The following is a 22,564-nucleotide window of genomic DNA, read 5'->3' on the forward strand; positions in this document are numbered from 1 at the left end:
CAATGAAAGTAAAATATTATGAAAATATATGAAAGGGTGAAAAAAGTGAAAGAACAATTAATAAGCTTAAAAGAAAGAGCCTTAAGTGAAATTAAAGTGGCTTGTTCAATGGAAGAATTAGATAGCCTTAGAGTAAAGTACTCTGGTAAAAAGGGTGAACTTACTGCAATATTAAAAGGTATGGGCAAATTATCTGCTGAGGAAAGACCAGAAATAGGCAAAATAGCAAATGAAGTAAGAGAAGCTATAGAAAATGAAATAAATACAAAAAAAGAAGAGATTAAAAAAATTGATTTAAACAAAAAGTTAGCTGAGGAAGTAATAGATGTTACTATGCCAGGAAAAACTTTTAAAGTTGGGAAAAGACATCCAATAACTCAAATAATAGACGAAGTTACTGAAATATTTATGGGAATAGGATTCTCAGTAGCAGAAGGCCCAGAAGTTGAAACAGTAGAAAATAACTTCGATGCACTAAATGCACCTAAGAATCACCCCTCAAGAGATATAACAGATACATTCTATTTCAATGATGAATTGTTACTTAGAACTCAAACGTCTCCAGTTCAAGTTAGAACAATGAGAAGTGAAGAATTACCAATAAAAATAATATCTCCAGGTAGATGTTTCAGAAATGACTCATTAGATGCAACTCATTCACCAATGTTCCACCAAATAGAGGGATTAGTGGTTGGAAAAGACATAACCATGGCGGAGTTTAAAGGAACTTTAGAGTTATTTGTTAAAAAGTTATTTGGAGACAATACAAGAACGAAATTTAGACCACACAACTTCCCATTCACAGAACCAAGTGCAGAAATAGACGTTACTTGCTTCAAATGTGGAGGTAAGGGATGTCAAATGTGTAAAGGTGAGGGTTGGATAGAAATACTAGGAGCAGGTATGGTTCATCCAAACGTACTTAGAAACTGTGGAATAGACCCAGAAGTTTATAGTGGATTTGCTTTCGGTATGGGTGTTGAAAGACTTGCAATGCTTAAATACGAAATTGATGATATAAGACTGTTAGTTGAAAATGATATGAGATTTTTAGATCAATTTTAATAAAAGGAGGAAAATAAAATGTTAGTACCTGTAAAATGGATAAGAGATTACGTTAATATAGATATGGATACAGTTGAATTTGCTGATAAAATGACTATGACTGGAACGAAGGTTGAGACAGTAGAATTTTTAGGCGAAGAAATAAGTAATGTTGTAGTAGGTCAAATAAAAGAAATAACACAACATCCAAATGCTGATAAACTTGTAGTTTGTCAAGTTAATGTTGGAGAAGAAGAGCTTGTACAAATATGTACAGGAGCAAAAAATGTTTTAGAAGGTGACTTTGTACCAGTAGCTAAAGTTAACTCTACATTACCTGGAGGAATAAAAATAAAAAAAGGTAAATTAAGAGGAGAAGCATCTCACGGAATGTTATGTGGTGCTGAAGAATTAGGAATAGACGAGAACCTTGTTAACGAAAGAAGTAAAGATGGAATATACATTTTAAATGATATGGAAAACCTAGTAATAGGTCAAGACATAAAAGAATTTCTAGGATTAAATGATGCAATAATAGACTTCGAATTAACAGCAAATAGACCAGATTGTAGATCTATGATAGGTATAGCTAGAGAAGCAGCTATTACTATAGGGCAAAAAATAAAATATCCTGAAATAGAAGTAAAAGCTTGTGATGAAGATATAGATTTTGAAGTGAAAATTGAAAGTCCTAAGCTTTGTCCAAGATATGGAGCAAGAATAGTTAAAGATGTTAAAATAGAGCCATCTCCATATTGGATGCAAAGAAGACTTATAGAAGCTGGTGTTAGACCAATAAACAATATAGTTGATATAACAAATTTTGTAATGTTAGAACAAGGTCAACCATTACATGCATTTGACTTAAATGAACTTCCAAATGGAAAAATAGTTGTAAGAAATGCAGTAGAAGGGGAAAAATTTACTACATTAGATGAAGTTGAAAGAACTTTAGACAAAGATATGCTTGTTATAACTGATGGTGAAAAGCCAGTTGCTATAGCAGGTGTAATGGGTGGATTAAACTCAGGTATAACTGACAATACTACAGCAGTATTATTTGAAGGTGCAGCATTCAATGCTGATAGCATAAGATTAACTTCTAAGAAACTAGGTCTTAGAACTGAATCATCTGGAAGATATGAAAAAGGTGTTTGTACAGAACTTTCAATAACAGGTGTAGAAAGAGCTTGTCAATTAGTAGAAATGCTTGGTGCTGGTAGAGTTTTAAGAGGCACAGTTGAAGATTATCCAGTTAAACAAGAAGCTCAAAGTTTAACAGTAAATCCATCAAGAATAATAAAAAATATAGGAATAGATTTATCATTAGATGGATTTGTAAAAATATTAAAAGATTTAGAATTTAAATGTGATTTAAAATCTGATGATGAAATAGTTATAGAAGTTCCTCCTTTTAGATTAGATATAGAACAAGAAGCTGATATATATGAAGAAATAGCTAGAATATATGGATTTGAAAATATACCTTCTGAACAATTAGAAGGTAATGCAACAGCTGGTGTTAAAACACCTCAACAAAAATTCATGGATAAAATAAAAGATACAGCTACAAGTATAGGATTATATGAAATATTAACTTATTCATTTGTAAGTCCAAAATCATTAGATAAAATAAAATTGCCAGAAGATGATAAGAAAAGAGATTACATTACATTAATTAACCCACTTGGAGAAGATACATCAGTTATGAGAACTACAATGATGCCAAGTATGTTAAATGTGTTATATACAAATGTATCTCGTAAAGTTGAAAGTGGATTAGCCTTTGAGTGTGGTCATACATTTACTCCACAAGAAGGATTACCAATAGAAACTAATCACTTATGTGTAGGTATGTATGGTAAAGATGTAGATTTCTTTGTATTAAAAGGTGCATTGGAAACAATACTAGATTCAGTAGGATTTGAAAACTACGAGATAATACCAGAAACTAATAATACTACATTCCATCCAGGAAGATGTGCTACAATAATGTATAATAATATATATATAGGTACTTTCGGAGAAGTTCACCCAGAGGTTATAGATAATTATAACTTAGGACAAAGAGTTTATCTTGCTGAATTAGATTTAGATTTAATATTTGAAAACTCAGATAGAACTATAATATACAATCCATTGCCAAAATACCCATCAACTTCTAGAGATATAGCTCTTTTAGTTAAAGATGACGTTATAGTAAAACAAATAGAAGATATAATAAAAGCCAATGGAGAAGATTTATTAGAAAGTTATAAATTATTCGATGTATATAAAGGTTCACAAATAGCTGACGGATATAAATCAATAGCATACTCTATCATATATAGAAGTAAAGATAAAACTCTAACAGATGAGGATGTAAACAAAGTACACCAGAATATAATGAGAGAGTTAGAAGAAAAGCTAGATGCGAAATTAAGATCAAACTAACTCATCTTTGATAGGGGGATTAGTGAGATGAATAAGGTAGTTGTGAGGATTTTAGGTTCTGAATACAACATTGTTGGTAAAAATCCAGAACAGATGAAAAATGTAGCAAGATATGTAGACGGAGAAATGAATAAAGTTAGAGAGGGTAACCCTAAACTAAGTTCCCTTACTACAACTATAGTTGCATGTTTAAATATTGCTGATGAGTTATTCGATTGTTGTCATGAAAATGAAGAACTGCACAATGAGTTAAAATCATTAAAAGAAGGTATGGGTAAGCCAAGTGAAGAAGTTCAAAGTGAAGTTGACAAAATTTCCAGCGAATTAGATCAAAAAGAGCTGGAGGTAATGGAAAAAGATTATCGAATAGAGGAGCTGGATGAACAAATAAAAGAAAAAAGTGAAAAAATAGAAAATCTAAGCAAAACTACTGAAGAAATGAAGTTAGAATTAGAAAAATATATGGCTGAAATTAAAAGTTTAAAAGAAGAAAATGAGGAAGCTAAACAAAGAGCTGAAGCGGCAGAAAGTATAGCATCTCAGTGGCAAAATAAAACTTATGATTATCAGTTAAAATATGCAGAGCTAGAAAATCAGTTGAAAAATAGAGAAGGTGCTCTATAAAGAAAATAAAGGGGGTGTTTCAAAGGATTATTAACTTTTGAAACACCCTTTTGATATAAGAGCGGAGGTATAATATGAAAGATGTTGAATTATTAGCTCCTGTTGGCTCATTTGAATCGTTGAAGGCAGCTGTACAAAATGGAGCTAATGCAGTTTATCTTGGAGGTAAAGATTTTAGTGCTAGGGCATCTGCTAATAACTTTGATAGAGAAGAGTTAAAAGAAGCCATAAAATATGCACATATTAGAGGAGTAAGAGTTTTTGTTACAACAAATACTCTTATAAAACAAAATGAGCTTGAAGGTTTTATTGAATATGTAAAATTTTTATATGATATAAATATAGATGCATTAATATTGCAAGATATAGGCGCAGCAATGACAATTAAAAAGCTTCTTCCAGATTTTGAACTTCATGCTAGTACACAGATGGTAGCTCACTGTTTAGAAGATGTAAAATATTTAGAGAGTATAGGTTTTGACAGAGTAGTGCTTGCAAGAGAGTTAAATGTGGATGAAATTAAATATATTTGTGATAATACTAATGTTGATATAGAAGTATTCGTTCATGGAGCGTTATGTGTTTGTTATTCTGGTCAGTGTTTAATGAGTAGTATGATAGGAAATAGATCAGGGAACAGAGGAAGATGTGCTCAGCCTTGTAGACAAAGATATACAATGATAGATATCAATACAGGAGAAGAAGTATCCTCAGAGGGCGACTATTTACTTAGTACAAGAGATTTAAATGCTATAGAAGAAATAAATCAAATTATTGATGCAGGAGTACATTCTCTTAAGATTGAAGGAAGAATGAAAAAGCCAGAGTATGTAGCAACTGTTATAGGAAGCTATAGAGATGCAGTTGATGACTATTTAACAAGTAAAAAAGTAAATGTATCTCATGATATAATGGCTGACTTATATACTATATTTAATAGAAAGTTCACAAAAGGTCTTTTACTTGGAGATGTGGGAAAAGATGTTATGAATTCACAAGTACCTAATAACCAAGGTTTATATATAGGAAAAGTATTGGATTATAACAAAAAAGCAAAGAGACTAAAAATAGCTTTAGAAGAGAACCTAAAAAAAGGTGATGGAATTAATTTAGGTGGAGGAGTTATTGGAAGGATTATAAAAGGTAAGGAAATTACTGATATTGGATATAAGGGAGAAACTATAGAGATAGACTTTATAGGAGAAGCTAGAAGAAACCAAATGATATTCAAAACTTCAGATACTCAATTAATGGACAGAGTTCAAAGTACTTTCAAACAAGATAAAGAGCTTGTAAAAAGCTATATTGATGGAGAGATAAGTTTAAAATTAGGACAAAATCCTATAATTAAATTTAAAGATTTGAAAGGTAACAAAGCTGAAATTATTGGTGATTTTGTTATAGAGAAAGCTTTAAAAGTTCCAATGAGTAAAGAAAAAATAGAAACTCAATTAAGAAAACTAGGTAATACTCCTTATGAGTTAAGAAATCTGAAGATAGATTTAGATGATGAAATAAGTTTACCAATTAGTGTAATAAATCAAATGAGAAGAGAGTGTATTGATAAGTTAAGTGAAGAAAGAATAAACATAAAAGAAAGAAAATACAAAAACGAAAAAGTAAGTTACAATCCACAAAGAACTATTAGAATAAAAAATAAAAAAATTAGAGTTAAAGTTAAAAACTTAGAACAATTAAGGGCAGTTGTAAACTTTGAAGTAGATGCTATTTATTATGAAGATGCACCAACTATTGAAGATGCTATAACAATAGGAAAAGAAAACAACAAAAAAGTAATTTATTCAGCACCTAGAATTATTAGAAATAAGGAATATAATAGATTAAATAAAATTAAAGATTCAAATGAAGAAAGTATTCAAATAGGAACTTTAGGTTCAATAAATTTCTTCAAAAATAAGAATTTCTGTATAGATTATTATTTAAATGTCTTTAATAGCGAAACAATAAATCATTTCAAAAAAGAGGGAGCTACAACAGTTTGTATATCTCAAGAGCTCAATATGAATGAAATTGAAGAAACATTGGCTTATACTGATTTAGATGTGGAAAGTGTGGTTTATGGATTTGCTCCAATGATGATAAGTGAGTACTGTCCTATGGGTGTTGTAGTTAGAAATTGTAAAAAAGATAAAAGATGTAAAGAATGCAGTGAAAGTAGATATGCACTTAAAGATTTTAAGGGAGAAGAGTACAGATTATCCCAAGATATATTCTGTAGAACTACAATATATAATTCTAAACCAACTTGTGTTCTAGACAATTTAGAAGAACTAAACAATATTGGTGTAAATATCTTTAGGTTAGATTTTACGGGAGAAAGCACAAGCGAAATAAGAGAAGTATTAGAGTCTTATATTGAAGTTATTAATAATGATTTTAGATTGGGAAATAAATCAAATAGATTGTATAAAAAGTTAGATGAAGAAGGAATAACAACAGCACATTTCTACAAAGGAGTAGAATAATTGATAAACTAAAAAAGTACTAAAGGATTATTAAGCCTTTAGTACTTTTTCTATTTCAATAAATAATTTTAGTATTGATTCATTGATTTTAATACTGCAAGTAAAAATTCGTAAACATTTTTAACAGAAGGTATACTTAAATGTTCGTTTGGAGTATGAACTTCAAACATATCTGGTCCCATAGAAATTGCTTCACAATGAGGCATTTTATCAAGTAATAAACCACACTCAAGACCTGCATGTAGAGCAGTTATAACAGGTTTTTTACCGGTTGATTTTTCATAAACATCTACACATAATTCTTCTAATTTAGAATTTTTTGCATATTCCCAAGCAGGATATCCATCAGTATTTTCGAAATTAGCATTTACAGTATCACAAAGCATTTTAGTTTTGTTATTTAAGTTTTCTCTTAATGTTGCAACTGAACTTCTTACAGCACTTTCAAATGACATAACATCATTTTCAGTTTTTACAACACCTAAGTTTGAAGAACTTTCTACTAATCCTTCTATGTCTTTACTTACTGTTTGTATTCCGTTTGGAATAAAGTTAAGTAATAACATAGCTTTTGCTTTACACTCATCAGCTATAGCTTTGTCAGCAGTAGCTTCTTTTACTACAACTTCTAAACCTGGATCTGTAGTTTTAAATTCATTTTTTAATAATTCCTCTATTTTAGCAACATTAGCTTTTAGAGTTTCAGCTTGATCTTTGTTTACAGCAACTACAGCTTCGCATTCACGAGGTATAGCGTTGTTTTTAGAACCACCGTTAACTTCAACTAAATCAAAATCAACATCAAGTAAATTTAATATTCTACCCATAGTTACATTTGAGTTAGCTCTTTGTTTAACTATATCCATACCAGAATGTCCACCAAGTAAACCTTTTACTTCGATCATAAATGCTTGCTTATTGTCTTCTATGTTTTTATATGTAAGTGGTAATGTAACGTAAGATCTGTTTCCACCAGCACAACTTACTAATAAGAATCCTTCTTCTTCTGAATCTAAGTTTATTATATATTTACCTTTTAATAAACTACCGTCTAGTCCGTTAGCTCCAGTCATACCAGCTTCTTCATTTGAAGTAACTAATACTTCTAAAGCAGGGTGAGCTAAGTCGTTAGATGCAAGAACAGCCATACTCATAGCAACAGCTATACCATTATCTGCTCCAAGTGTAGTACCGTTTGCATAAATCATGTCATCTACTATTCTAAGATCTATTGGATCTTTTTCAAAATCATGGTCAACATCTTTATTTTTTTCACAAACCATGTCCATATGTCCTTGTAATATTACTCCTGGACAATTTTCATATCCTGCAGTAGCTGGTTTTCTAATAATTACATTAAGATGCTCATCTTGAACTACCTCTAAATTTAGTTCTTTTGCGAAGTTTACTAAAAATTCACTTATTCTTTTTTCATCTCCAGAACCTCTAGGTACTTGAGATATTTCCTCGAAGTATTTAAAAACTAATGTTGGATTTAAATCTTTTAATACATTTGTCATAATAAAAATTCCTTTCTTCTTAAATAGATTAAAATTAAATTTTAAGTTAATAATTTAAATAACTTAGATATACTAAATAAAAAATGTATAATATGTTAAAATATAAAATATTAATGTATAATATTATTTAGCCTATTAGTAGTATAATACATTTTCGAAAAAAAAAAACTACATAAAAAGAAATTATATGATAAATTTACATAAAAAAATAAAAAAGAGGAGGAAGTATGGATCAAAAATCATTGAAAGTATTGGAATACAATAAAATTATTGATTTATTAGCAACAAAAGCCTCATCTTCTTTAGGTTTAAAATATATTGAACAATTAATACCAAAACCTAATTATAAAGAAGTAAAAGATATGCTAGAAGAAACTAGTGAAGCACAGGGAATTCTTATAAAAAGAGGTCATGTAAACTTAGGTGGTATACAAGACATATCAGACAGTGTTAGAAGAGCTGAGATAGGAGCAGTATTAGACCCAGGAAGTTTATTAAAAATAAGTGATAATCTAAGAGCAGCTAGAAATTTAAAAAGAAGTTTAACTCCAGGGGAAGAGGAAGATTTCAATTATCCAATAATACAGTCTTTGTCAAACGCTTTGTATGTATATAGAGATATAGAAGAAGAAATTAATAATGCAATAATTAGTGAAATTGAAATATCAGATAATGCCTCTCCTACTTTAAGAAGTATTAGAAGAGGAATATTACAAAAAAATCAATCTATTAGATCTAAATTAAATTCAATAATTTCATCAACTACATATCAAAAATATTTACAAGATGCAATTATTTCTGTAAGAGGAGATAGATTTGTTGTACCTGTAAAGGCTGAGTATAGATCGCAAGTTTCAGGTATAATACACGACCAAAGTTCATCTGGAGCTACATTATTTATTGAGCCGATGAGTATTGTTGAAATGAATAATGAACTTAGAAAATTAAAATTAGATGAACAAGAAGAAATAGAAAGAATTTTATCAGAACTTACAAAGTTAGTAGGTGAAGTTGCAGGAGATATTTTATCTAATCAAGTTATACTTGGTAAGTTAGACTTTGCTTTTGCAAAAGGAAAATTATCTTTATCAATGAAAGCCATAGAACCTATATTGAATGAAGAAAAAAATATTAATATAAAAAATGGACGCCATCCATTGTTAGATACGGACAAAGTTGTACCTAATAATATTTATTTAGGAGAAGACTTTGATACATTAGTAATAACAGGCCCAAATACAGGTGGTAAAACAGTTACAATAAAAACTATTGGACTATTTGCATTAATGACTCAAAGTGGCCTACACATACCAGCGGATTATGGAAGTAGTATGTGTGTATATGATAATATTTTTGCTGACATTGGGGATGAACAAAGTATAGAACAAAGTTTATCTACATTCTCATCTCATATGACTAAAATAGTAGGGATATTAAATGAAGTAACATCTGACTCCTTAGTAATATTTGATGAACTTGGAGCAGGTACAGACCCTGTAGAAGGTGCAGCTCTGGCAATAGCCATACTAGAAGATGTAAATATGGCAGGGGCAAAATGTATAGCTACTACTCACTACAGTGAACTTAAAAACTATGCACTTACAAAGGATAGAGTAGAAAATGCAGCTGTTGAGTTTGATGTTAATACTTTAAGTCCTACTTATAAATTATTAATTGGAGTACCGGGTAAATCAAATGCTTTTGAAATATCAAGGAAATTAGGTCTAAGAGACGATATAATTGATAGAGCAAAAGAATTTATAAATACAGATAATATAGAACTTGAAGACGTACTTCAAAATGTGGAGAAGAATAGAATAAAAGTTGAACAAGAAAAAGAAGAAGCTGAAAAACTTAAAAAAGAAATAGAAGAAGTTAAAGCTGAATATGATAGAAAACTTGAAAAATTATCTATTTCTAAAGAAAGAATGATGGAAAAAGCTAGGGCAGAAGCTTTTAGTATAACAAGACAAGCTAAAGAAGAAGCAGATAACATTCTAAAAGAACTTAGAAATATGGAAATGCAAATGGCTTCTAAGGAAAAAAATAAAAAAATAGAAGCTTTAAGAAAAGAGCTTGCTGATTCTATGGGCAACTTACAACCTTCTGTAAAAAGCATGATAGTTCCAAAAGTTTCTAATAAAGAGATAAGGGATTTAAAAGCAGGAGATGAAGTAAAAGTTATTACTTTAAATCAAGAAGGTACAGTTGTATCAGTTGATAAGAAGAAAAAAGAAGCTGTAGTACAAATGGGAATAATGAAAATGACTCTTCCGTTTAAAGCATTACAAATAGCTCAGAAAGAGAAAAAATCCATAGTAACTAAATCAACAAGAAAAATTATAAGTTCTAAATCAGGTAGTGTTAAGAGTGAAGTTGACCTTAGAGGAATGAACTTAGAAGAGGCTATTGTTGAAGTAGATAAATACTTAGACGATGCTTGTGTTGCAGGTCTTGAAATAGTTACAATAATACACGGAGTTGGTACAGGAGTACTTAAAAAAGGACTTCAAGATGTACTTAAGAAAAACAAACATGTTAAATCTCAAAGACCTGGACAATATGGTGAAGGTGGAATGGGAGTAACTATTGTTGAAATAAGATAATAATTAATTGAGGAGATGGTTGAATTGATGATAGTGTCAGCATGCTTGGTTGGGGTAAATTGTAAATATAATGGTGGAAATAATGATAATGATAAAGTAAAAGAATTTTTAAAAGATAAACCATATGTTATTATTTGCCCAGAGCAACTAGGAGGATTAACTACACCAAGGAAACCATCGGAGATAGATAGTATAGGTGGAAAAGAAGTTTTAAGTGGAAATAGTAAGGTAATAAGCTGTGAATATAAGGATGTAACAGAAAATTTTATTAAGGGAGCAGAGGAAAGTCTAAAGATTGCTAAAATGTTCAATTGCAAGCAGGCCCTTTTGAAAGAAGGTAGCCCATCATGTGGATGTAACTTAATTTATGATGGAACTTTTACAGGTAATAAAATCCTTGGTATGGGTGTTACAGCAGCTTTATTTAAAGAAAATAATATAGAAGTTTTTAGTGAAAAAGAATTATAATATATATTTGAAAATATAACAATAGGAATAACTTGAAAAAATGTAGAAATTAATTTAACATAGAAGAATAATGATGTAGAGAGGAGAAAATAATGCAAGATTTTAAAATAGCAATAGCTAATTGCCTTAAGGAAAAAATTGAAGATTTAACACTAGAAGAAATAGTAGCGCTAATTGAGGTTCCACCAAATAAAGAAATGGGGGATTATGCATTTCCATGCTTTAAATTAGCTAAAGTATTTAGAAAAGCTCCTAACATGATAGCTGCAGAATTAGCAGAAACTATAGAAGCTAAGGGTGAAATATCAAAAGTAATGCCACTTGGTGGATATGTAAACTTCTTTGTAAATAAATCTCAATTAGCTGAGAGCGTTATAAAAGATGTTTTAACTAAAAAAGAAAATTATGGTCATAGTGATTTAGGCGGAGAAAAAGCTGTAGTAATAGACTTTTCATCTCCTAATATAGCTAAACCTTTCCATATAGGACATATAAGAACTACTGTTATAGGTAATGCTCTATATAAAATATATGACTCTCAAGGATATAATGTAGTAAGAGTGAATCACTTAGGAGATTACGGAACTCAATTTGGTAAACTTATAGTTGCTTTCAAACTTTGGGGGAATAAAGAAGCTGTAGAAGCTAATCCAATACCAGAGTTATTAAAATTATACATACAATTCCATGATGAAGCTGAAAAGAAACCAGAAATGGAAGATGAAGCTAGAGCTTGGTTTACAAAATTAGAACATGGTGACCAAGAAGCTAAAGAATTATGGCAATGGTTTAGAGACGAAAGTTTAAAAGAATTTGCTAGAGTTTACGACTTATTAGATATAGAATTTGATTCTTATGCAGGTGAATCTTTCTACTCAGATAAAATGGATACTGTTATAGAACAAATAAAAGAAAAAGGATTATTAAAAGAATCTCAAGGTACAAACATTGTTGATTTAGAAGAACACAATATGCCACCAGCTCTTATAACTAAGAATGATGGTTCAACTTTATACATGACAAGAGATTTAGCAGCAGCAATATACAGAAAAAATACTTATGATTTTGAAAAATGTATATATGTAGTTGGTTCTCAACAAGCTCTACACTTCCAACAATTATTTAAAGTATTAGAGCTTATGGGATTTGAATGGTCAAAAGACTTAATACACGTACCTTTCGGGATGGTTGCTTTAGAAGAAGGAACTATGTCTACAAGAAAAGGTAGAGTAGTATTCTTAGAAGATGTTTTAAAACAAGCTGTAGAAAAAACAAAGGAAACTGTTATTGCTAAAAATCCAGATGCTAAAAATGTGGATGAAATAGCTAAACAAGTTGGAGTTGGAGCTGTTGTATTCCAAGAATTATCAAATAGTAGAATAAAAGACTATACATTCTCATGGGAGAGAACTTTAAGCTTCGAAGGAGAAACTGGACCTTATGTTCAATATACACATGCTAGATGTTGTGCAGTTTTAAGAAAAGCTAACGAAGAAGTAACTTCAGATGTAAATTATGAATTATTATCAGATGGAGATGCTGCAGAAGTATTAAAAGTAATTGGATCGTTTAATAAATCAATAGTTTCTGCAATGAGAAGAAATGAGCCGCATATAGTGACAAGATTTGTACTAGATTTAGCTCAAGCTTTCAATAAATTCTATCATGATAACCCAATAATAGTTGAAGATGCAGAAATAAGAAAAGCAAGACTTGCTTTAGTTGCTGCAACAAAACAAACATTAGAAAATGGACTAGCAATATTAGGAATGCATGCACCAGAAAGAATGTAAAAACTCGCTTTACTCCTGTGGCCAACGATAAATCTTTGCTTAGCTTCGGATATATTCGTTGTTCAATATGAAGAATTAAAAATGGCAGCTCTTAGCTGCTATTTTTAATTCTTAGAAAATCATGATTATGGGTATATGAATACAAGGCAATAAAATTGATAAAAATACTAGGTAAAAGACTTATAAGGGAGTTAATTTATGAAGGATAATTTAATAAGAAATTCTTATCTAAATTCTTTTAACATTAATGATGAGGAAAAAGGGTTAACAGATTTAATTATTATTAATACTAAGTGTTTAATTGACGATAAAATTCAAAGATATGTATACATAGATAATAATAGATTAAAAGATGAATTAAGATATTATAATTTTTATGGTATAAAACCATCCTATGATGATATACTAAACATTCTACTACCATTAATACTTGCAAATACTAATATTCAAAAGTCAGAAGATGAAGTAATAAGTTTAATTGAAAAATATGTTAAATACTTTAAAAAAGAGGATAATTTATTTGAGTATACTATAGGAGCTCTTATGTACAATGCATTAATACATTATATTTTGGACAACAAAAATATAGAGTATGACAGATTATTGCAATTATTAAAGGAAAGAATTATAGGATTTTCCATTGAATTAGAAAAACTAAATATGGTAAAATTTCAAATGGCTAGAATTAATACTATACAATTAATTGATAATTATATAGATTTAAAAGTAGACGATTATGATGACGGAAAAATAATAAAAAATTTATTAAATGTTATATATGATATTTATATAGAAGAAAGAAATGTAAGTAATATAGGAATTTTAAGCATAAAAAAATCTATATTATCAATATTGGGCGAGGAATCAAAATTAAATATGGATAATATAGATTTTATTGAGCAAATGTCTCATTACATAATAAAATTAAGGAAGTATGTAATTAACAAAAAAACTTATGATTTAAATTCAGACCCTAGAAATTTAATTAAGTACGATGAAGGAGAAATTGTCTGCGACGCTATATTAAATAAAATAAATATTGCATCAAAAGAATTGAGGGACAATGTTCTTCACGTAAAAGTTAAATCAAAATCAGGTGAATATAATTTTAAATTTAAAAAAGCATAAGAATTAACTATTTTGTTCTAAATAGCTAATAAATTCTTGTTCAGTAGTTTCAGTTAAAAAACATAATTCTTTAACAATATTGTTTTTGAGATTAATGAATTCATCAAGTTTAGTATTCTCCCCAGTAAACTCAAGAGCTTTGATCAATAATAATAAATCCCTTTTTGATAAATCATTTATAGATACTTGATCAATAGATTCCATAATAAATACATCCTTTCTAAATTGTTGATTTTAGTATATTTTGTAAAATTTACCTTACTATATTATTTTAACTTAAAAACCATATAAAAACATAGTATAAATTTAAAAAGGAGTGAAATATTTGAAAATATTATTAACTACGCTAAATTCTAAGTTTATTCATACGAATTTGGCAATAAGATACTTAAAAGAAAGCGTAAAAGATTTAGTTGATGTGGATATTAGAGAATATACAATTAATAATCAACTAGATTATATTTTAAAAGATATATACAAGAATAATTATGATATAGTATTCTTTTCAACATATATATGGAATATTTATGACATAGTAAAATTATGTGACAATTTAAAGAAAGTTAAACCAGATATTAAAATAGGTTTAGGTGGTCCGGAAGTTACTTATGATAGTGAAAATGCTATGGAAGAATATAAGTTTTTAGATTATATACTATGTGGTGAAGGTGAGTTAGTATTTAGAGATTTAGTTAAACATTTTTTAGGTAAGAAAAATATAGAAGATGTAAAAGGCATTGTATATAGAAAAGACGAAAACATTGTAGTAAGTGAAGAGATGGAATTGCTACAAAATTTAGATGATATACCAAGTCCTTATGATAACTTAGATATAAAAGAATATGAAAATAGAATAGTTTATTATGAGACATCTAGAGGATGTCCATTTAACTGTCAGTACTGTTTATCATCAGCCATAAAAGGTCTTAGGTATTTTAGTATTGACAGAGTAAAAAGGGACTTAAAAAATCTTATAGATGCAAAAGTATCTCAGATTAAATTTATAGATAGAACTTTTAATGCAAATAAGAAATTTGCTAAGGAAATAATGAATTTTCTAATGGAAAATGACAATGGTTATACAACATATCATTTTGAGGTTACAGCACATTTACTAGATGATGATATGCTTAACTTCCTAAAAAATTGTAAAGAAGGGCTATTCCAATTTGAGATAGGAGTACAAAGTACTAATCAAAAAACTTTAGATGCAGTAGGTAGAAGAGATGATTTTGAAAAATTATCATATGTAGTAAAGACCATAAAATCATTTAGAAACATACATCAACATTTAGACTTAATAGCGGGTCTTCCTTATGAAGGATATGAAAGATTTCAAGAGTCATTCAATGATGTATTTAATTTAGGAATAGAGCAATTACAACTTGGTTTCTTAAAGATGATTAAAGGAACAGGTATGAGATATAATTCGGAAAAGTATGGATATAGGTTTAAAGATTATGCTCCATACGAAGTTTTATATAATGATTTTATAAGTTATGATGAAATATTAAAAATAAAAGATATAGAAGAAATATTAGAAACTTATTATAATTCTAATAACTTCCCATTGTCTTTAGAATATATAATTCAAAATTATTATAGTGAAAGTCCATTTAAATTCTTTGAAGAATTTTCAACATATTTTGAAGAAATGGGATACTTCCATATGGCTCAAGGAAAAAATCAATTATACAAAATATTGTTAGATTTCTATAATGAGAAAATAAATAAAGATAATGATTTATTTAGTGAAGTATTAAAATATGACTATTTATCATTAGGCAAAATATCAACAGTTCCACCTATTTTTAACAAAATAGAAATAAGTAATTTTAAAAGTAAGTGTCATGATTTCCTACATAATGTGGACAATCTTAAAGAATACTTACCCCAATTTGCAGATACACCAACAAAATATATTTTAAAATATATTCATTTTGAACCGTTTAAATATGATATTTTAAGATTAAAAGAAGATATTAGTGTAAAATTAAAAAAGGAAGAAACTGTAATACTATTTGACTACAATACTAATAAAGTATTTGATAAGTCAAAAACTTATACTGTAAAGGTAGGAGAAGAAGATGAAGTTTAAAATAGATAAATATTTACTTAGAAAAACTGAAGAACTTGCATTTATAACTGTAAAAAAAGATGGAGATTTTCATTTAGATGGATATGAAATACCAAAGGAAGGTTTAAATGTACCTATAAAAAATGATGTTCTTGTTAAAGGAATAAAGGAAAAGACAGCTCAAGAAGGACTAAATTCAATGTCTATAGCAGATGCAATGATATATATAATAGGTATTGATCCAGATTTTAAGTATAATTCAGAGTATAAAAAATTCTTAAGTGCTCTTGAGAAAAAAGTAAGCTTTGAAGTAAGATCTTATGCTGGATATATGTCTAGAAAATATTTTGAGCTTGGAGAATATACAGATGCATTAATCTATATAAAAGGATTAATTACATTATATCCGAATGATATTGAAGGACTTTATAATTATGCTATTGTTTGTCAAGAAGTTGCAACAACTTATCAAAAAGATGGTGATGCAAATGTAATGAATGCATTTTTATTAGAAGCAGGAGAAAAGCTTGAAGAAATAATTAAAATGGATGAAAACTTTGCCTTAGCATATTATCACTTAGGATATCATTATTATAATCAAAATCAATATATTAAAGCTAAATCAATCTGGGAAGAAGCAATGAAGCTAGGTTTAGATGAAGATATAATAGCAGAAATACAAGAAAACATAGGAAAGATGGACTATAAAGTTCAATATGAAGAAGGATACTCTTTAGTATTCCAAGGAAAATTTGAAGAAGGTCTTGAAAAATTATTGCCTCTGGAAGAAGAATATAATGATTGGTGGAACTTATTATTTATTATTGGTATAGCTTATAAAAATATGGGAGAAATAGATAAAGCTATGCTTTATTTTGAAAAAATACTAATGATAAGACCTAAACAAGTAGATACTTTAGTAGAACTTGCTTTATGTGAAGCTTCATCATTTAATATGGATAGAGCTGTTGAACTATTAGAACAAGCGGCAAAAATAAAAGAAGATCCTGAAATTCTTTGTAACCTAGGAATGGCATATTTAAATACAGGAGATGTAGATGATGCTATTTATTATATAGAAAGAGCTTATGAATTAAATCCTGAAGATGAAATAACAATTTCTTGTATGAGAGAGTTAGATAATTATAGAGTTAACTAATTAAAAGTTATATTAAAAACTTTATATATTTTAGAAAAAAGCCATAGTAAGAGATAAATCATCTCTTAACTATGGCTTTTTTGTAAAAAGAAAATGTTTATGAAAGAAAAAAATCATTATTCTAGAAAGGAAATTAAAAAAAGAATGATTATAAATGATATTTTTAAAATGTAAATCGGTATACAATTCAAGTAAATTAATATATAATCTAATTAAAGCGACTAAATGAAAAAAATGGAAAATAAATGGTGATAAATCTAATCTTATGTTCTAATCTAAATTTCCATCGACAAAATAATTTCAAATAATTAATCTATAAAGAACGATCTTTTAAAATTGTATAAGAGCGGTAGATAGTTATGCGTTTAATGTTATGTGAATATAACAAATTATATCTATGCTTGTGAAAAAAATAATTTTTTTAAATTAGGGAAATTATTTCCTAATAATTTTGTTTATCATATATTTTTTTAAATATATTGAAATATATAACTAAGGCATCTTTTTGTTGTTTCAAAAAATAGGGTTAAAAAATTACAAAGAGGGGAAAAAGAATATGGAAAAAAAAGATATTAACGTTCTTGAGCAAATGCAAAACATGACAGTGGACTTAAATAGTAAGGTAATGTTAGAGAAGGCAGAAAAAGATGGCGTTGAAACTATGTATAAAAGAAAGTTAGGATACAAAGTTCAATGTGGTTTCGGTCTTCAAGGTGTATGTTGTAGAAACTGTGGTATGGGACCATGTAGAATAAGTGCAAAAACTCCAAGGGGGTTATGTGGAGCTGATGAACATACTATCGTTGGTAGAAACTTCGCTAGAATGTGTGCTGCTGGAACTGCTGCCCATTCAGACCATGCTAGAGATATAACTCATACATTAGCATTAACTTGCCCTGGTGGAGACTATCAAGTTAAAGAACCTCAAAAATTAATAGAATTTGCTAAATTTATGGATGTGAATCCTGAAGGTAAAGATATATATGAATTAGCTCATGAAGTAGCTGAAGTATGTTTAATGGAATTTGGTAAACCATTTGGTGTATCAAAATTATTAAAAAGAGCTCCAAAAGTAAGACAAGAACTATGGAATAAATTAGGAATAGAACCAAGAGCTATAGATAGAGAAATAGCTACAGTAATGCATTCAACTCATATAGGGTGTACAGCTGACTTAGATTCTCTAATACACATGTCAATGAGATGTTCAATGGCAGATGGTTGGGCAGGATCTATGATTGGTACAATGATTTCTGATATATTATTTGGAACTCCAAAACCAGTTCATACAGAAGCTAACTTAAATGTATTAGCAGGAAACAATGTAAACATAATATTACATGGACATGAGCCAACATTATCAGAAATGATAGTTGCAGCTTCTGAATTACCAGAAATGCAAGAATTAGCTAAAGAGGTTGGAGCTGATGGAATAACATTATCTGGAATATGTTGTACAGGTAATGAATTAACAATGAGACATGGTGTTAAAATAGCTGGTGATTTCCACCAACAAGAATTAGCTATAATAACTGGTGCTGTTGAAGCTATGATAGTTGACGTTCAATGTATATTCCCAGCTTTACCTGAATTATCTAGCCATTATCATACTAAATTTATAACTACATCTCCAAAAGCTAGAATAACTGGAGCTACACATATGGAATTCCATGAAGATACAGCTATGGCAGATGCTAAGACAATAGTAAGAGAAGCTATAATGAACTTTAAAAATAGAGATGCATCTAAAGTTTTAGTTCCAGATTTAAAATCAGAAGGTATGGTTGGATATGCTGAAGAAGCTATAGTAGGACAATTAAATAATGTTGTTAATACACAAATAGATGAAATGGACACTATAAAACCATTAGTAGATGTTCTTGCATCTGGAGTAATAAGAGGTGTTGTAGGTGTTGTTGGATGTAACAATGCTAAAACTCCATCTAACCACAACCACTTAACTATAATAAAAGAATTAATCAAAAATGATTTCTTAGTAGTAACTACAGGATGTGGTGCTTCTGCAGCTTGTAAGAATGGTTTAATGTTAAAAGAAAATGCTCCTAAATACGCAGGAAAAGGTTTGGCAACAGTTTGTCAATTAGTTGATATACCACCTGTAATACATTTAGGATCTTGTGTTGATAACTCTCGTATACTGAATGTTTGTTCAATAGTTGCAAATGCTTGTGATATGGATATATCTGATTTACCAGTTGCTGGATGTGCTCCAGAGTGGATGTCAGAAAAAGCAATAGCTATAGGAACTTATGTTGTATCTTCTGGTATAGATACTTTCTTAGGTGTTATGCCACCAGTTACAGGTTCTTCTAAAGCCGTTGAATTATTATGTGGTGGATTAAAAGATCAAGTAGGAGCTTGCTTCTTTGTTAACGAAGATCCAGTTGAATTAGCTAAAATGATAATGGATGATATAGAATCTAAACGTCCAGCATTTGAAGAATTATATCAAGAAAGAGTTTTAAACAAAAGATTAGCAGAAGTAGCTGCTGAGTAATAAATAATTTACAAAATTAAGTTAATAAAAGTTAGTTTATTGTTAACATTTAATTAACAATAAACTAACTACATATATATTTAGATAAAAATTAGCTTTTTATTAAATTTAAGACAATACACTAAGGACGGGAGATGAAGGGGAATATGAAAATAGCAATAACAGGAAAAGGTGGAGTAGGTAAAACAACTTTTTCCTCAATGATAGCAAGAATGTTTGCAGATGAAGGCTTTAGAGTTGTAGCTGTTGATGCAGATCCAGATGCCAATCTAGCTTTAGCATTAGGTTTTCCAAAGGATGTTTATGAATCAATTGTACCAATATCTGAAATGAAACAATTAGTATCAGAAAGAACTGCAACTAGTGAAGGTACTTTTAATAAAATGTTTAAACTAAATCCAAAAGTAGATGATATTCCAGAAAAATACTGTAAAGAACATAATGGAGTAGGACTGTTAACACTAGGTACTGTTGATACAGGCGGATCTGGATGTGTATGTCCAGAGCATGTCTTATTAAAAAGATTATGCTCACATCTAATATTACAAAACAACGATGTTGTTGTAATGGATATGGAAGCAGGAATTGAACATTTAGGAAGAGGTACTGCTCAAGGTGTTGATGCATTTATAGTAGTAGTTGAACCTGGTGAAAGAAGTTTACAAACCTATAGAAAAGTTAAAAAACTTGGTAATGATATAGGTGTTAAAAAAGTATATGTAGTTGGAAATAAAATGAGAGACGAAGAAGATATTGAGTTTATAAAGGGTAATCTTGAAGATGGGGAAGCTTTAGGATTTATTCATTATAATCAGCAAGTAATTGATTCAGATAGAGCAAACCAATCTCCTTACGATATAAGTGAAGCAACTAGAAATGAGATAAAAGCTATAAAAAATAGACTAGTTGAAATAAAAAATCAGAACAGTTAAAAATTGATAAAGTAAGCTTAAAACAGTAATAGTACATAAAAATATACTTTTACTGCTTATTATAAAAACTGTGGGAGGAATAGTTATGGGATTCAAATCAGATATTGAAATTGCTCAAGAAGCAAAACCTCTAGATATTAGAGAAATAGGTAAAAAATTAGGTTTAACAGAGGATGACTTAGAGTTATATGGCAAGTACAAAGCTAAAGTAGATTATAATCTATTAAAAAAAGACAATGGTGGTAAAAAAGCTAAGTTAATATTAACTACAGCTATAAACCCTACTCCAGCAGGAGAAGGAAAAACAACTACTACTATAGGTGTTGCTGATGGATTAAACAAATTAGGCAAAAATGTACTTGTTGCATTAAGAGAACCTTCTTTGGGACCAGTATTTGGTATTAAAGGTGGGGCAGCAGGTGGTGGATATGCTCAAGTTGTACCAATGGAAGACATAAACTTACACTTTACTGGTGATTTCCATGCTATAGGTGCTGCTAACAACTTATTAGCTGCAATATTAGATAACCATATTCATCAAGGAAATGAATTAGGAATTGATAGTAGAACCATTACTTGGAGAAGATGCGTAGACATGAACGATAGACAATTAAGAAACGTAGTTGATGGATTAGGATCTAGAGCTGATGGTGTTGCAAGAGAGGATGGATTTGATATTACAGTTGCTTCAGAAGTAATGGCTGCTTTCTGTTTAGCAAGTGATATTATGGATTTAAAGGCTAGATTAGGAAGAATAGTTGTTGGTTATAACTTTGAAGGTCAACCAGTAACTGCTGAACAATTAAAAGCTAATGGAGCTATGGCTGCATTATTAAAAGATGCTTTAAAACCAAACTTAGTTCAAACTTTAGAGGGAACACCTGCTTTCGTACATGGTGGACCATTTGCTAATATAGCTCATGGATGTAACTCTGTTATAGCTACAAGAATGGCTATGCACTTTGCAGACTACGTTGTTACTGAGGGAGGATTTGGTGCTGACCTTGGTGCTGAAAAATTCTTAGATATAAAATGTAGAATGGCTAACTTAAAACCAGATGCTGTTATAATAGTTGCTACAGTTAGAGCACTTAAATATAATGGTGGAGTTCCAAAAGATCAATTAAATAATGAAAACTTAGAAGCTCTAGAAGCTGGTATACCAAACTTATTAAAACACGTTGAAAATATAACTCAAGTTTATAAATTACCAGCAGTAGTTGCTATAAATGAATTCCCAACTGATACTCAAGCAGAAGTTGAATTAGTTAGAACTAAATGTCAAGAATTAGGTGTTAACGTTGCTTTATCTCAAGTATGGGCTAAAGGTGGAGAAGGTGGAATAGAATTAGCTAAAGAAGTGGTAAGACTTTGTGATCAACCAAATGAATTCCAATTCTGCTATGAAGACGATTTAACATTAGTAGAAAAAATAGAAGCAATAGCTACTAAAATATATGGAGCTGATGGAGTTAACTTTACTCCTCAAGCTAAAAAAGAATTAACTAGATTAGAAGGTTTAGGATTTGGAAACATGCCAGTATGTATGGCTAAAACACAATATTCTTTAACTGATGATCTTAATGTATTAGGTAGACCTACTGGATTTAAAATTACAGTTAGACAAGTAACTGTTTCTGCAGGTGCAGGATTTGTTGTTGCTCTTACTGGAGAAATAATGAAAATGCCAGGACTTCCAAAACGTCCAGCTGCAGAAAGAATAGATGTTGATGAAAATGGAGTAATTTCAGGATTATTCTAGAATTTTAAAATTGA

General features: G+C 29.5%; 15 protein-coding genes. 13 read left to right on the forward strand and 2 right to left on the reverse strand.

Translation table 11 applies throughout. The features are described 5' to 3' along the window. The first annotated feature begins 18 nt into the window (after positions 1 to 18). The 4 genes from pheS (at position 19) to JW646_RS10790 (ending at position 6,587) form a co-directional block, all read left to right on the forward strand. Positions 19 to 1,065, forward strand: a complete 1,047-nt coding sequence (pheS, locus tag JW646_RS10775; protein WP_209006096.1) for a phenylalanine--tRNA ligase subunit alpha — start codon at positions 19 to 21, stop codon at positions 1,063 to 1,065. 18 nt (positions 1,066 to 1,083) lie between these two features. Next, on the forward strand, positions 1,084 to 3,477 hold the full coding sequence (gene pheT / locus JW646_RS10780; RefSeq protein ID WP_228415195.1) for a phenylalanine--tRNA ligase subunit beta: 2,394 nt from the start codon (positions 1,084 to 1,086) through the stop codon (positions 3,475 to 3,477). Positions 3,478 to 3,504: 27 nt separating this feature from the next. Further along, the gene (zapA, locus tag JW646_RS10785) at positions 3,505 to 4,101 is read left to right on the forward strand and encodes a cell division protein ZapA (protein ID WP_074919965.1); all 597 of its coding nucleotides are present in this window, start codon (positions 3,505 to 3,507) and stop codon (positions 4,099 to 4,101) included. Positions 4,102 to 4,175: 74 nt separating this feature from the next. After that, the gene (locus JW646_RS10790; protein ID WP_228415196.1) at positions 4,176 to 6,587 is read left to right on the forward strand and encodes a DUF3656 domain-containing U32 family peptidase; all 2,412 of its coding nucleotides are present in this window, start codon (positions 4,176 to 4,178) and stop codon (positions 6,585 to 6,587) included. A gap of 68 nt (positions 6,588 to 6,655) precedes the next feature. Here JW646_RS10790 and JW646_RS10795 read toward each other — a convergent pair whose 3' ends face one another. After that, on the reverse strand, positions 6,656 to 8,107 hold the full coding sequence (locus tag JW646_RS10795) for an aminoacyl-histidine dipeptidase (RefSeq protein WP_228415197.1): 1,452 nt from the start codon (positions 8,105 to 8,107) through the stop codon (positions 6,656 to 6,658). Between the two features lie 227 nt (positions 8,108 to 8,334). Here JW646_RS10795 and JW646_RS10800 point away from each other — a divergent pair, with 227 nt between their 5' ends. From JW646_RS10800 to JW646_RS10815, 4 genes are all read left to right on the forward strand, one after another. Further along, complete coding sequence (locus JW646_RS10800; RefSeq protein WP_228415198.1) at positions 8,335 to 10,713, forward strand: endonuclease MutS2; 2,379 nt, start codon at positions 8,335 to 8,337, stop codon at positions 10,711 to 10,713. A gap of 24 nt (positions 10,714 to 10,737) precedes the next feature. Continuing rightward, the gene (locus tag JW646_RS10805) at positions 10,738 to 11,181 is read left to right on the forward strand and encodes a DUF523 domain-containing protein (protein ID WP_206925481.1); all 444 of its coding nucleotides are present in this window, start codon (positions 10,738 to 10,740) and stop codon (positions 11,179 to 11,181) included. Between the two features lie 92 nt (positions 11,182 to 11,273). After that, positions 11,274 to 12,974, forward strand: a complete 1,701-nt coding sequence (gene argS / locus JW646_RS10810) for an arginine--tRNA ligase (protein WP_228415199.1) — start codon at positions 11,274 to 11,276, stop codon at positions 12,972 to 12,974. A 198-nt stretch (positions 12,975 to 13,172) separates the two neighbouring features. After that, entirely contained in the window at positions 13,173 to 14,102 is a 930-nt protein-coding gene (locus JW646_RS10815) for a hypothetical protein (protein WP_148558178.1), read from the forward strand. A gap of 3 nt (positions 14,103 to 14,105) precedes the next feature. Here JW646_RS10815 and JW646_RS10820 read toward each other — a convergent pair whose 3' ends face one another. Next, positions 14,106 to 14,306 carry a hypothetical protein gene (locus tag JW646_RS10820; RefSeq protein WP_039678494.1) on the reverse strand — a complete coding sequence of 67 codons (201 nt, stop codon included), beginning with the start codon at positions 14,304 to 14,306 and terminating at the stop codon, positions 14,106 to 14,108. 121 nt (positions 14,307 to 14,427) lie between these two features. Here JW646_RS10820 and JW646_RS10825 point away from each other — a divergent pair, with 121 nt between their 5' ends. From JW646_RS10825 to JW646_RS10845, 5 genes are all read left to right on the forward strand, one after another. After that, positions 14,428 to 16,200, forward strand: a complete 1,773-nt coding sequence (locus tag JW646_RS10825) for a B12-binding domain-containing radical SAM protein (RefSeq protein WP_228415200.1) — start codon at positions 14,428 to 14,430, stop codon at positions 16,198 to 16,200. Further along, positions 16,190 to 17,338 carry a tetratricopeptide repeat protein gene (locus JW646_RS10830; RefSeq protein ID WP_228415201.1) on the forward strand — a complete coding sequence of 383 codons (1,149 nt, stop codon included), beginning with the start codon at positions 16,190 to 16,192 and terminating at the stop codon, positions 17,336 to 17,338. Before JW646_RS10825 ends, JW646_RS10830 begins: the two co-directional genes overlap by 11 nt. Positions 17,339 to 17,894: 556 nt before the next feature. Then, positions 17,895 to 19,856: an anaerobic carbon-monoxide dehydrogenase catalytic subunit gene (gene cooS, locus JW646_RS10835; RefSeq protein ID WP_074919956.1), complete on the forward strand. Its 1,962-nt coding sequence runs from the start codon at positions 17,895 to 17,897 to the stop codon at positions 19,854 to 19,856. A gap of 146 nt (positions 19,857 to 20,002) precedes the next feature. After that, on the forward strand, positions 20,003 to 20,788 hold the full coding sequence (locus JW646_RS10840) for an ATP-binding protein (protein WP_139216807.1): 786 nt from the start codon (positions 20,003 to 20,005) through the stop codon (positions 20,786 to 20,788). Between the two features lie 85 nt (positions 20,789 to 20,873). Beyond that, entirely contained in the window at positions 20,874 to 22,550 is a 1,677-nt protein-coding gene (locus JW646_RS10845) for a formate--tetrahydrofolate ligase (RefSeq protein WP_074919954.1), read from the forward strand. The last annotated feature ends 14 nt before the right edge of the window (positions 22,551 to 22,564 follow it).

Origin of the sequence: Terrisporobacter hibernicus, assembly GCF_020809405.1 — a bacterium.
In the GTDB taxonomy this organism is placed as follows: Bacteria; Bacillota; Clostridia; order Peptostreptococcales; family Peptostreptococcaceae; genus Terrisporobacter; species Terrisporobacter petrolearius.

What these genes read in the sequence shown, in the direction of transcription:
- pheS (WP_209006096.1), top strand. Translation starts at nt 19, where the DNA reads ATGAAAATATATGAAAGGGTGAAAAAAGTGAAAGAACAATTAATAAGC.
- pheT (WP_228415195.1), top strand. Translation starts at nt 1,084, where the DNA reads ATGTTAGTACCTGTAAAATGGATAAGAGATTACGTTAATATAGATATG.
- zapA (WP_074919965.1), top strand. Translation starts at nt 3,505, where the DNA reads ATGAATAAGGTAGTTGTGAGGATTTTAGGTTCTGAATACAACATTGTT.
- JW646_RS10790 (WP_228415196.1), top strand. Translation starts at nt 4,176, where the DNA reads ATGAAAGATGTTGAATTATTAGCTCCTGTTGGCTCATTTGAATCGTTG.
- JW646_RS10795 (WP_228415197.1), bottom strand. Translation starts at nt 8,107, where the DNA reads ATGACAAATGTATTAAAAGATTTAAATCCAACATTAGTTTTTAAATAC.
- JW646_RS10800 (WP_228415198.1), top strand. Translation starts at nt 8,335, where the DNA reads ATGGATCAAAAATCATTGAAAGTATTGGAATACAATAAAATTATTGAT.
- argS (WP_228415199.1), top strand. Translation starts at nt 11,274, where the DNA reads ATGCAAGATTTTAAAATAGCAATAGCTAATTGCCTTAAGGAAAAAATT.
- JW646_RS10815 (WP_148558178.1), top strand. Translation starts at nt 13,173, where the DNA reads ATGAAGGATAATTTAATAAGAAATTCTTATCTAAATTCTTTTAACATT.
- JW646_RS10820 (WP_039678494.1), bottom strand. Translation starts at nt 14,306, where the DNA reads ATGGAATCTATTGATCAAGTATCTATAAATGATTTATCAAAAAGGGAT.
- JW646_RS10830 (WP_228415201.1), top strand. Translation starts at nt 16,190, where the DNA reads ATGAAGTTTAAAATAGATAAATATTTACTTAGAAAAACTGAAGAACTT.
- cooS (WP_074919956.1), top strand. Translation starts at nt 17,895, where the DNA reads ATGGAAAAAAAAGATATTAACGTTCTTGAGCAAATGCAAAACATGACA.
- JW646_RS10840 (WP_139216807.1), top strand. Translation starts at nt 20,003, where the DNA reads ATGAAAATAGCAATAACAGGAAAAGGTGGAGTAGGTAAAACAACTTTT.
- JW646_RS10845 (WP_074919954.1), top strand. Translation starts at nt 20,874, where the DNA reads ATGGGATTCAAATCAGATATTGAAATTGCTCAAGAAGCAAAACCTCTA.